This is a genomic window from Trichothermofontia sp., from assembly GCF_053493415.1.
Genome location: NZ_JBRCAD010000198.1, coordinates 16,753 through 28,761 on the forward strand (window position 1 = coordinate 16,753; position 12,009 = coordinate 28,761).

Sequence of the window (12,009 nt, forward strand, 5' to 3'; positions counted from 1 at the left end):
AAGCAACGCTATGCCGTCGGTTGGGGCAGTTGAACGGCTCCCATGCCAGATAACGCGCAGTGTCCTACGGGTTGATCGCGCCAAATCGATAACCTTTGCCATATACCGTATGGATTAATGGTGACTCTCCCGGAGCTTCAATTTTGCGGCGGAGCAGACGAATGTGGGCCGCGAGGGCATTACTGGCCGGTTGGTGTTCACGGCCCCAGAGGTGGGCTTGCAGTTGGTCATGGGTGAGCAATTCGTTGGGATGCTGAAGAAAATAGGCCAGCAATTGGGCTTCTTTTTCCGAGAGATCGATCGGCCGATCGCTGCGATAGGCCAACTGATTCTCCAGATCCAGGGACAGATCCCCCACCTGCCAGCGATGCTCCTGCGAAGACGCTGTGCGATCCGGATCGGGCTGGCTGTCTAACAGGACTGGACGCCGTAGCAGAGCACGCACCCGCGCCAGTAATTCCCGCAGTTCAAAAGGCTTGACCAGATAATCATCCGCCCCCGCATCCAACCCCCGCACACGATCGTCGAGGGTATCCTTAGCCGTGAGGAAGAGGACCGGTGTTGGTTGTCCCTGCGATCGGAGGATTTGGCAGAGATCCAACCCCGAACATCCCGGTAGCATCCAGTCTAGAATCAACAGGTCGTAGCGACCAGCCAGGGCCAACTGTTGTCCTGCCATCCCGTCACTAGCCACGTCTACCACATAGCCCTCCCGTCGCAGGACCCGACTGAGCGGCGTCGTGAGTTCCACCTCATCATCCACCAGGAGAATCCGCATACCCCCACTTCACCCACCTTGTCCTCGTCACCTTTCGCCAACAAACCACCCAGACCCCCAAAATACACCCCTTCCTTGGTGAGCCTTCGTACCCTTTGTATATTCGTACCCGTTGTATAGCAGTCGTCAGGCTGTGATCAACCAGGGGCTTAAGCTCCTTATCCTAACCTGAATGACTAGGGCTATACCGTCGTTTTAAACCAAACCCATCCCACCACCAACAAAAAACCCCGCGCTGTAACAACCAATGTCAGAGCGGGGCGGCAATACTCGCGTGCAGTCAGCTTGGAATCGAGATTGGGCAGATTTTACAGATCCTTTTCGCCCAACTCACGGGCCATGTAGTCAAACGGTTGCTCGACGAAACGGGTGTCGGTAATGCCCGCCGCCGCCACCTGCTCCTTGACAATTTCCTTCATCATCAGAATTCCCTGCACCGTGGGACCTACAGGCACCCCCAGGGAGTTATAGGTTTCCCGTAGGCCTTGCAGCACCCGTTCATCAAGGACATCGGTGTTACCCGACACGAGGGCATAACTGGCATAGCGCAGGTAATAGTCCATATCCCGCAGACAGGCCGCATACCGCCGGGTCGTGTAGGCATAGCCCCCCGGACGGATCAGTTCGGGCACCTCATCAAACAACTGGGAACCCGCTTGCTTGACGATCGCGGCGGCGTTGGCATTAATCACTGCCGCAGCCTGCACCCGTGCCGCGCCACTTTGGAAGTAGTCCTTGAGGGTATCAACTGCATTCCGGTCTAGATAGCGACCTGCAATGTCATAGCTGGCAATTAGACTTGTGACGGCATCCCGCATGAAGTTGCTCTCCCAACAAAGTTTTATTAAGACTTTAATCGCTTAAGGATTCAGAGCGACCTGCCTGACGGTGGAGCACGTGTCAGCCGTAGGCAATTATTACCACGTCAACGTACTTTACCCCGATAAACATTAGGCAGCGTCAAGATTTCAGCCTCAAGCTTACCATGTTGCCGAAGCGGCAAAACAGATTCTCCAGGGCGATTTATGGGGAGGGGAGGGGGGCTGGGTAGGAAAGCGACTGGTCTGGTCACCCACCCCCTCAAGGCGATCGCGTCCACCAGGCGACGGCTACTCCCCCCGGAACCCCGGTTTTTTTGTAACTTGAGATACAAATTGTCGTAGACCCTATTCATACGATGGGTCAGTTGAGCAAAGGAGAATCCTATGGCAGCGTCCCCCCAGGATGTCTTAACTCTCATCCGTGAGAAAGACATTCAAATGATTGATCTCAAGTTCATCGATCTTCCCGGGATTTGGCAACACTTGACGGTCCATAGCAGTCAGATTGATGAGAGCAGCTTTACCGAGGGGGTTCCCTTCGACGGCTCCAGTATTCGCGGTTGGAAAGCCATCAACGAGTCGGATATGGCGATGGTGCTTGATCCGACTACGGTGTGGATGGACCCCTTCATGGCGGAGCCGACCCTGAGCATTATCTGTAGCATTATCGAACCCCGGACGGGCCAGCCCTACAGCCGTTGCCCCCGCGTGATTGCCCAGAAGGCGGTTGAGTATCTCAAGTCTACGAATATTGGTGATACTGCCTACTTTGGTCCTGAAGCCGAATTTTTTGTGTTTGAGGACGTCCGCTTCGATCAAACGGAAAACAAGGGCTACTACTACGTGGATAGCGTGGAAGGGCGTTGGAACTCTGGTCGCATGGAGGAAGGTGGGAATCTGGGGTATAAGCCACGTTACAAGGAAGGCTATTTCCCAGTGGCTCCCACGGACACCATGCAAGATCTGCGCACCGAGATGTTGTTAACGATGGCCAAGTGCGGGGTACCGATCGAAAAGCACCACCACGAAGTCGCTACGGGTGGCCAGAATGAACTGGGTTTTCGGTTTGCTGAGTTAGTTCAGGCAGCCGACTACTTGATGACCTACAAGTACTGCATCAAGAACGTGGCCCGCAAGTATGGCAAGACCGTGACCTTCATGCCCAAGCCCTTGTTTAACGACAATGGTTCTGGGATGCACACCCACCAGTCGATTTGGAAGGATGGCCAGCCGCTGTTTGCTGGTGACAAGTATGCGGGGCTGAGCCAGATGGCGCTTTGGTATATCGGCGGTATCCTCAAGCACGCGCCGGCGCTGTTAGCCTTCACCAATCCGACGACTAACTCCTACAAGCGGTTGGTCCCTGGCTTTGAAGCACCGGTAAACCTGGCGTATTCCCAAGGGAATCGATCGGCTTCCGTGCGGATTCCCCTGTCGGGTAACAATCCTAAGGCGAAGCGGCTGGAGTTCCGGTGCCCCGATGCGACCAGCAATCCCTACCTGGCGTTTGCAGCGATGCTCTGTGCTGGGATTGATGGGATTAAGAACCAGATTGATCCCGGTGAGCCGCTGGATGTGGACATCTATGACCTTAGCCCGGAAGAGTTGGCGAAGATTCCTTCGACGCCCGGTTCCCTATTGGATGCGCTCAAGGCATTGGAAACCGATCATGACTTCCTGACGACGGGGGGTGTCTTCACGGATGACTTGATTACCACCTGGATTGAATACAAGCTCGATAATGAGGTGAATCCGATGCGCCTGCGGCCTCACCCCTACGAGTTTGCGCTCTACTACGACTGCTAGTTGGGGGTCGCGATCGCTTGATTGATGTTCTTTAGATAAGGGGCATGCCAACTGAGATAAGGGGCGAAAGCCCCTTTTTTAGTCGCCTTTTTTAGTTGCCTGTTGGGTGAAAGCCGTCTTAGGAGGGGGGTGTTCCAGACGCGCCTGGTGAAGGTCGTCGCTGCCTTCAGCTTGGCGGGGCTATTTACGGTGATGGGGTGTTGATCACGGCGACGGTGGTTAGGCACTCACCCCGATCGCACTTGAAACACCGATCGCCACTGCCATCGCGCCCCCAAACGCCAATCTGCGTGAGTGGGACTTGCAACCAGCGTTGCCTATTACTCAGCAACACCACCTCCGTCTCTGGCGGAGCCGCCAACACCGCCACCAATGCATCCGTCTTCGCCGCAAACTGGAAGGCATAGGTCCCCAGTTCCCCCCGTTGCCCCAGCCGCAACATATTGAGCGGTAACCGCTTGGCATACCCCTGCTGCGACACTAACAAGAGATCCGAATTCCCCGCCAGGGCCACACAGCCCACCACCGTTTCCCGTGGCCGCAGCCGCAACGCCTGTACCCCCTGGGTATTACGGTTCATCAGGGGCACGGTCGCCGCTGTTAAGGGCAAACGCAATAGGCGTCCGCTAGAGGTTGCCAGCACTAGCTGACTGACCGTCGCCGCTGGCATCGGCACTGCAAACCCCAACGTATCCCCCTCCTTGAGTTTCGTCACCACCAGCCCCCGGTTCGTCAAATGGGTCACCTCGGCCAGGGGGATGCGCTTAATCCGCCCCTGTTGGCTCAATAGGACCAGTTCATCGGCTTCGCTGACGGTTTTGGGGAGGACGAATTGGGCCACGATCGGCTCCGGATCAGTCTGCATGGCGGGCGGTAACAACCCCACGATCGCCGTTCCCCGCGATCGCCCGGTCGTTGCCGGAATATCTCCGATCGCCACCGTATACGCCTTTCCGGTTTGCGTCACCACCAGCAATTCCTGATCCGTGCTGGCCGGTTGAATCTGGATGGGCACATCCTGGGTGTCTTCTAGGGGTGCGATCGTCGGGGTATCCTCGGCTTCACCCTGACGCTGGCGTTGCTGCCGTTGGAAGGCACGGGGCGATAATCGTTTCACATAGCCGCGATGGGTCATGGTTAGCACCACATCTTCTGCTTCCGGGGCAACCGTAGCCGGTAGTAGGGGCGTTACAGGGGTCTCATCCCCGTTATCGACTGCCGCCTCCTGCTTGGCCTCTAGCAGTGACGCTTCATTTTCCACAATGCGGGTCCGGCGGGGATCGGTGTATTTGCGCTTGAGGGCACGCAGGTCCTTCTTCAGGGTTTTCAGCAATTCCCGGCGATCGGTCAGGAGTTGGCGCAGGGTTTGGATGTGCTGGGTCAGTTCCTCAAATTCCGTTTGCAGGTTGGTTTGCTCTAATCCCGTGAGTCGCCGCAGGGGCATGGCCAGGATCGCATCGGCTTGGCGATCGCTAAAGTCAAACTGTTCCTGAAGTTGCAACTTAGCCGTACCGCCATCGGGAGCCTGCCGCAGCAGGGCAATCACCGCATCCAGGTGGGCCAGGGCATTCAGCATCCCTTCAACCAGGTGACAGCGCTTTTCCGTTTGTTCCAACTCATGGCGGTAGCGCCGGGTTAGGGTTTCCTCCCGGAACTGAAGAAACTCGGTCAGGATTTGCCGCAAACTCAATTGGCGCGGTTGCCCGTCCACCAACGCCAGCAGGATCGCCCCAAAGTTATTTTGCAGGGGGGTTTGCTTATACAGATGATCTAAAACCGATTGCGGGTTAGCCTCGCGCTTGAGTTCGACAACGACCCGAATCCCCTCGCGATCGCTCTCATCCCGCAGATCGGCAATGCCGTCAATTTTGCCCTGGTTGACCAGATCGGCGATTTTTTCAATCAGCCCCGCCTTGTTCACCTGGTAGGGCAGTTCCGTAATCACGATCGCATTGCGCCGATGGCGACCCCGCCCCGGTTGGATTTCCTCCAGTTGCGCCACCCCCCGCACGGGAATGCTGCCCCGCCCCGTCAGTTGGGCCTCGCGGATGCCCGTGATTCCCACGATTTCGCCGCCCGTGGGGAAGTCGGGACCCGGTATAATTTTGAACAGATCTGCATCGGACAAATCGGGGCGATCGATCAGCGCAATCAGCGCATCGACGATTTCCCCCAGGTTGTGGGGGGGGATATTGGTGGCCATGCCGACGGCAATCCCGGATGAACCGTTGATCAACAGGATCGGCAGTTGGGCCGGGAGGACGATCGGTTCCTGCTGGGAGCCATCAAAGTTATCGGTGAAGTCCACCGTGGCGGCCCCGATTTCCCCCAGCAGCGACTCGTGGCTGACGGCAGCCAGTCGGGTTTCGGTGTAGCGCATGGCGGCGGGCGGATCATCGTCGATCGACCCAAAGTTGCCGTGGCCATCCAGCAGGGGATACCGACTGGCAAAGGTTTGCGTCAGCCGCACCAGGGCATCGTAGACCGCCTGATCGCCGTGGGGATGGTATTTGCCCAAAACATCGCCCACCACGCGGGCACACTTGCGGTAGGGGCGATCGGGGGTCAGGCCCAACTCGTGCATGGCGTAGAGAATCCGTCGATGGACGGGTTTTAGGCCATCGCGAACATCGGGGAGCGCTCGTCCGACAATCACGCTCATGGCATACTCTAGGTACGATCGCTGCATCTCGGTGTGCAGGGCCGTGGTGACGACCTGGCCGGATGAGAGCAGGTTTAGTTGCTTTGCCATGCGTAGGATTCCTCAATCGTCGGTGGTAGGGGATGAAATGCGCACCTCGCCGCAGATGCATGAAAACACAAAGGACAGCAAAATGGGAACTGTTTTAATTGTGGAGGACGATCTGGTTAACGCCCGTGTCTTTGCCAAAGTGTTAACCAAACGGGGGGAACTGGCGGTCAAACACACGGAGGATGTGGAGGAGGTGCTGCAACTGGCCCAGGCGCGGGCGGTGGATGTGGTCCTCATGGATGTTTCGTTGGCGCGTAGTTTTTACCAGGGGAAGCAGGTGGATGGGATTCGCATTACGCAAATGCTGAAGGCGGACCCGGCCACGGCGGACCTGCCCGTGATTTTGATTACCGCCCATGCCATGCGCGGCGATCGCGAAAATCTTTTGGCCCAGAGCGGTGCCGATGACTATATCTCGAAACCCGTGATTGATCACCAGGCGTTTGTCGATAAGGTCAAGGCACTGATCCCAAATCCTTAAGGTTTAAGATAACAGGTATTTTTGTACTATCAATATTAACTTTTGACAAGCGGTGGGTTATGGGGGCCGAGGCGAAGACGGGGGCGGTGACTTTAACGGTGGCATTGGCTTTAGTCCAGCGCTATTTTCCCTGCGATCGCATTTTGGCCGACTACGATCGCGATATTACCGTGCGTTACTACACGGAGAGTGAACCGGGTTATCGCAAGTATCATTCTTTACGGGATTGTGTGCATTTTGCCCTGAATGAAGATGGGGTATTTGATCCCGATGGGTACTATGGTCAACCCCGCTCCGTGTCTGAACAGATCCAGGCTATTAAGGCTAGCCAGGTGTTGGAATTAGGGAGCGGCAAGGGGTTTAACAGTTTATTCCTGGCCCAGCACCATCCAGAGGTGCAATTTAGAGGGGTTGATCTGACTCCCCGCCATGTGCAAATTGCCTGCCAAAAGGCGGCGCAGGTGCCCAATCTTGCCTTTCAAGTTGGTGATTTTAACCAGCTAGATTTACCGAATCAAAGTATTGACCTTGCCTTTGGGGTTGATTGTCTGTGCCATGCGGCGGATAGCCAAACGGTGTTAGCCGAACTCTATCGCGTGCTGAGACCGGGGGGACGTTTGGTGGTATTTGATGGCTATCGCAAGGCGGACTTAGCCACCTTTAGCCCAGAGATGCAATTGGCGATGCAGTTGACCGAGGTGACAATGGCAGTGCGGCACGGGTTCCCGGTTTTGGCGGACTGGTTAGCGGTAGCAGAGTCGGTGGGTTTTACCGCGATCGTTCAACAGGATAAAACCCAGGCGATTCTTCCCAATCTCTACGAAGTTCAAGCCCTCGCTAAACGGTATTTTCGGCATCCCTGGCGGGCCAAGTTATTACAGTGGGTGTTGCCGAAATATTTAGTGCGCAATGCGATCGCGGGTCTATTATTACCGTTGGTCTGTGATGCTCAGACGGGGGCCTTTAGCTATCAACAGTTGGTCCTAGAGATACCATAGAAATTAGTACAGCTGGATGAGGTGTAGTTGTAAGTAACGTTTGACCTTGGGACTGCTAAACACTGGCGGCCTTGATCTGGATGGGGCGCTCTCGCGTTCGGCGGAATGGACCTTCGGAAGTAGGGTCTTCCAACGGGCTGCATAATGGGTACGGTTGATGTATGCAGGTGGGGGAGCGTTGGGGCTGAGGGCGATGGTGCAGCGGTTGGTGATCTCGAAGCGGTTTAATACCTATGCGGATGTGTTTGGGGCGTTGGGGTTGGCGCTGGTGTTGGAGGAGGCCCTAGCCCGGACGCAGCCGGGGGTGACGATCCAGTTATTGGATGAGGGCAGTGGTTATGCTTTGGTGTGCGATCGGGCGATCGATGTGGATGCGATCGCGCATTTGCCACCGGGGAATCCTAATCCTTTTCCGCCCGTGCGGGGGGCGAAGACAGATTTGGCCAAACTGCCTTTGGCGGCGGTGTCGGTGTTTGATGTGGTGGGGCAAACGGAACGGCGGCGGGCTTATCGGGAGTATCGCAGTCAGCAACGGTTAGCCACCGATCGCCCGGAGGAAATGCCGGAGCCGCCGGATGCTCGGACGCAAAATGGGGCAATTCTGACCTCGATGCGCCACGATCGCAACCATAATGACTTGTGGTTGGGGGCCTGGGAGCTACGAGAGCATTATGGGCTGTTGGTGGCGGAGTTAATCCGGGCGTTTAGTCAGGAGCCACCCCTGGACCATGAGGCGGCGATCGCGCAGGTGGTGGCACGGTTGCGGGCGGTGGGGTGTGCTGTGCCAACGCAGGCGAGTGCGGTGAAGATTTATCTGCCGACGACGGTGCAGGGGGTCAATCGGGTCAAGGCCGATACGAACAAGGTTGATTCTCTGAAGGTAGATTGGTTGAGTTTATGGTTGATTGCGGCGGGGTTATTTCAATTAGGGTTCGCTGAACGGGTGAAGGTGGCTGATCGCGTCTATGACTGGCGGGTGGTGGGTTTGAGTCCAAAGGATATTGAGTTACAAACCTATTGGGATCTTTTGGATAGGCTGAGGCAGGTGAATCCCCCAGGGGCGGGGTATGGGGTGGCGCGGTTTGATGCCGAATTGATTTTACGGTTTTGTCAGGAGTTGTTAGATCATCATCCGGCTAAGGCCCAACGTCAGCAGTCACGCCGGCGATCGCGGGGGAGACCTTTAAGTGATTTTGTGACGGGGTTTAGTGGTACCCATTTTGGCTCCAAGGGGCAGGTGTATGGGGTGAAGGAGGTGTTTAGTTTGGGGTTGCCGAGGTGGATTGCACCGGTGGATTACCAGGAGGTGGTGGATTATCAGGGGGTGTTGCATGAGCATTTGGCGGTGGTGCGATCGCTGTCGGTGGAGGCGGGGGAGGGAGAGTTGTTGGCAAGTTATCGGGATTTTATAACAAGTGGTTACGTGCGAGCTTTCTTTCCCTTTCAGGTGAGCTATGCGGATTATGTGGTACGACGGTTGGCTGATCCGAAGGTGCGGCCACCGAGGCTGTTTACTGTGGAGGGATTAACTGTGATGAGTCGAGCGGATGATGATTTTTTGCGGATTGTGCAGGACCCTAGTTTCCTCCGGGTGGCGAAGGCGATTAATCAATCGACGGTCTATCCGGGGAAGGTGCGTACCCAGGATGGGGTGATTGAGTTGGATTGGCTGCGGCAGTATGGGTTGGCGCAGCGGTTGAGTACGCAGTCGGGATCGAAGACGGAGTTTTTGAGTGCGATCGCGGATTTTTTGGCGCGGTATGAGGCGGAGAATTTGCGGATTGCGGAACAGTTGCAGAAGGAGGGGAAGACGTTACGGCGGGTGTGGACGACGAAGGCGGATTTGGATGGGTTGGTGCGGTTGGTTAGTGAGCATGATCATGGGTTGGTGGCTAATTTGTTGATTGCCTATGGGTATGCACGATGGACAAGGCCGAAGGAGGGGGATTGGGAGGATGCGATCGCGGTGGAGGGTGAAGATGGGGATGAGTGATGATTGGGGAGCTGTTTTTAACCACGAAGGCACGAAGGACACGAAGATTCACTAAGTAGGAGGTTTAAGGATTATGAGTGCTGGTTTTCCGGTGTATTCGGTTTCGTTGAGTGGGTTGTTGTCTTGGCAGTTACATGCCTTGAATAATGAGGGGAATGAGGGGAATCAGTCGTTGACGCGGCGGTACTATATTGTGACGAAGGGTGACCCGGAACCGAAGCTGGTGAATGGGGTGTCGGGGGATATGTTGAAGCATATTCAGGCGGAACATTTGCAGCGGGTGTGTGTGGAGATGGGGGTGGCATTGTCGGAAGGGGGAAAGCGGTTTGACCCAGACCGGATTGGTTATGACATTGAGCAGAATTTGCCGTTGTTCGCTGACCAGGATGAACTGCCGGAAAAGACGGCTAAGGTGTTGCAGCGGTGTGCGCTGAGTGATTTGGAAGGGTTTATGGTGACGGAAAAGGGGGGAAAGACGCTTAAGCGGGAGTCGGTGATTGAGTTTGGGGCGGTGGTCGGTGTACCCAGTTTTGTGAAGACGCAAAGCTATTTCCATGCTAAATATGGGGTGGAAAATCCAACGCCCTATAATGTGCAGGTGAGTTCGGGGTTATATGCGACGGTGCTGAATATTGAGGCGTTTCGGATTGGCTATAATCCCCATACGTTTGATTATGCGATCACATCTGAGGAACGGAAGCAACGGTTAGATGCGTTGCTCAAGAGTGTTTTGTATACCTATTTGCAGCCGAATGGGGCTAAGCGTAATACCCATTTGCCACACCCGGATCATTTTGAGGGGGTGATTACGGTAAGTACGCGGCGGTGTCCGGCCCCGATGGTGAGTCCGTTGCAGGTGGAGAGTTATCAGCGGCAAATTTCAGATTTAGCGGCGATGTTGAATCGGATTAATGGGGAGGATACGATTCATCAATATCAGTTTGATACGTTTGCGCAGTTTGGGGATTGTATTGAGGCGTTGTTGCAGTCGGCGCAGGTGTGGGAGGGGAATGATGTCGCTACAGCCTAGGCAAGATCTGGCGTCGGATGCGGTTTGGGTAACGGTGAGTTATCAGCCGGTGAGTTTGTTTTCGCTGAAGCGATCGGATGCGACGAGTATGGCGGGACGGACCAATTGGGTGCCGACGCCCTATGCGATTAAGATGGCGTTGCTGCGGGTGTTATTAGAAGGGGAGGGATATGGGCAGCGCGATCACTTTAATCATTGGCTGAAACCGCAGTTTGAGTGGATTCGGGGGTTGACGGTTTATGTATTACCGCCGGAACGGTTGGTGGTGAATCGGAATGGCTATACGTTGCGTTATTACGACCAGGTGACGGATAAGCAGGATAAGGGACGGAAAACGTTGCCGATGCAGCCGGGTTTTGTGTTTCGGGAGTGGGTGTTTTTGGAGGGAAATTTACGGATTTGTGTGGGACCGAGTCAATGGGTAGAGAAATTAGCCGATTTGTTTGCGCAAATTAATTATTTTGGCAAGCGGGGGTGTTTTTTCCAATTTTTGCCGGGGGAAATACTCTATACGGCAACGCCTAGTTTTGCCGGAAATCCGGGGCAGGGATTTATGGTGCAGCCGTGGGATGATTTGGGGCCGCAGGCGACGTTTGGGCGAATTAATCCGTTTTCGGGGGAGAAGGCGCAGGTGGGACGCGATCGGGTAATTGAGTCGGGGTTGTTGCCGTTGCGGTTGCGATCGACGGGGGCACGGTATGACGTGTATGAGCGTTTATGAGGGGTATGGATTTTTCAAGGTTGGGCTTTTTTTAACACGAAGATACGAAGACACGAAGATACTAAGGGGTGAAGAAGATGGATGTTGAAAAGGTTGGGGTGGGGGTTGCGCCGGAGGTGGCGGGGGTGAATGTGGTGTTGCGGTTTACGGAGGCGGCGGTGGCGTCGAGGCCGTTGCACCAGTGGTTGCCGGGGCTGGAGCCGGAGCTGGTGTGGGTGCCGTTGCGGGAGCAGCAGGGGGTGGTGCAGGTGATGCCGGTGTTGCGGCAGGCAGCGGGGTATGGGGTGTTGTTGCAGCGGATGCAGGATCAGGTGGGCCTGGAGACGGCGGTGAGTTGGTTGGGGCGATTGTATACGGTGGCGGGGGTGGAGGTGGATCGCTGCCCGTTGCGGGTGATTCAGGTGCCGGTTGAGAGTGAGAGGCCGTTGCCGCCGACGCTGGGACGGGCGTTGCATGGGCAGTGTTTTCGGTGGTTGGGGGCGGCTGATCCAGATTTGGCGGTGGGTTTGCATGGACAGGGGACGCTGCCGTTGACGGTGACGTTGATTCGGGCGAAGTCGGGGGAGCAGTGGTTGCGGGTGGGGTTGTTGCGATCGGAGCTATTGGCACCGCTGTTGTGGGGGATGAGT

The 12,009-nt window shown here is 55.8% G+C and carries 10 protein-coding genes; 7 read left to right on the forward strand and 3 right to left on the reverse strand.

The genetic code is table 11. The annotated features are described in order from the left end of the window. Window positions 1-64 precede the first annotated feature (64 nt). Together rppA and apcB are read right to left on the reverse strand one after the other, a co-directional pair. Entirely contained in the window at window positions 65-778 is a 714-nt protein-coding gene (gene rppA, locus ACWIUF_RS17500; RefSeq protein WP_448573805.1) for a two-component system response regulator RppA, read from the reverse strand. Between the two features lie 308 nt (window positions 779-1,086). After that, window positions 1,087-1,596, reverse strand: a complete 510-nt coding sequence (gene apcB, locus ACWIUF_RS17505) for an allophycocyanin subunit beta (protein WP_448573806.1) — start codon at window positions 1,594-1,596, stop codon at window positions 1,087-1,089. 387 nt (window positions 1,597-1,983) lie between these two features. Between apcB and glnA the strand changes: the two genes are divergently transcribed. Then, window positions 1,984-3,405 (forward strand): type I glutamate--ammonia ligase, encoded by a 1,422-nt coding sequence (gene glnA / locus ACWIUF_RS17510; RefSeq protein WP_448573807.1) that lies wholly within the window; start codon window positions 1,984-1,986, stop codon window positions 3,403-3,405. 184 nt (window positions 3,406-3,589) lie between these two features. Here glnA and gyrA read toward each other — a convergent pair whose 3' ends face one another. Then, a complete protein-coding gene (gyrA, locus tag ACWIUF_RS17515) occupies window positions 3,590-6,157 on the reverse strand; it encodes a DNA topoisomerase (ATP-hydrolyzing) subunit A (protein ID WP_448573808.1) in 2,568 nt (855 codons plus the stop codon). Between gyrA and ACWIUF_RS17520 the strand changes: the two genes are divergently transcribed. The 6 genes from ACWIUF_RS17520 to ACWIUF_RS17545 form a co-directional block, all read left to right on the forward strand. Then, window positions 6,156-6,638 carry a response regulator gene (locus ACWIUF_RS17520; RefSeq protein ID WP_448573809.1) on the forward strand — a complete coding sequence of 161 codons (483 nt, stop codon included), beginning with the start codon at window positions 6,156-6,158 and terminating at the stop codon, window positions 6,636-6,638. The two genes, gyrA and ACWIUF_RS17520, sit on opposite strands and share 2 nt — an antisense overlap. A 59-nt stretch (window positions 6,639-6,697) precedes the next feature. Beyond that, on the forward strand, window positions 6,698-7,636 hold the full coding sequence (locus tag ACWIUF_RS17525) for a class I SAM-dependent methyltransferase (protein WP_448573810.1): 939 nt from the start codon (window positions 6,698-6,700) through the stop codon (window positions 7,634-7,636). Between the two features lie 157 nt (window positions 7,637-7,793). Continuing rightward, window positions 7,794-9,629: a hypothetical protein gene (locus ACWIUF_RS17530; protein ID WP_448573811.1), complete on the forward strand. Its 1,836-nt coding sequence runs from the start codon at window positions 7,794-7,796 to the stop codon at window positions 9,627-9,629. A gap of 73 nt (window positions 9,630-9,702) precedes the next feature. Further along, window positions 9,703-10,659, forward strand: coding sequence for a DevR family CRISPR-associated autoregulator (locus ACWIUF_RS17535; RefSeq protein WP_448573812.1), 957 nt, complete (start codon window positions 9,703-9,705; stop codon window positions 10,657-10,659). Continuing rightward, on the forward strand, window positions 10,640-11,380 hold the full coding sequence (locus ACWIUF_RS17540; RefSeq protein ID WP_448573813.1) for a hypothetical protein: 741 nt from the start codon (window positions 10,640-10,642) through the stop codon (window positions 11,378-11,380). Before ACWIUF_RS17535 ends, ACWIUF_RS17540 begins: the two co-directional genes overlap by 20 nt. A gap of 77 nt (window positions 11,381-11,457) precedes the next feature. Beyond that, on the forward strand, window positions 11,458-12,009 hold a 552-nt coding region (locus ACWIUF_RS17545), incomplete at its 3' end, for a hypothetical protein (RefSeq protein WP_448573814.1).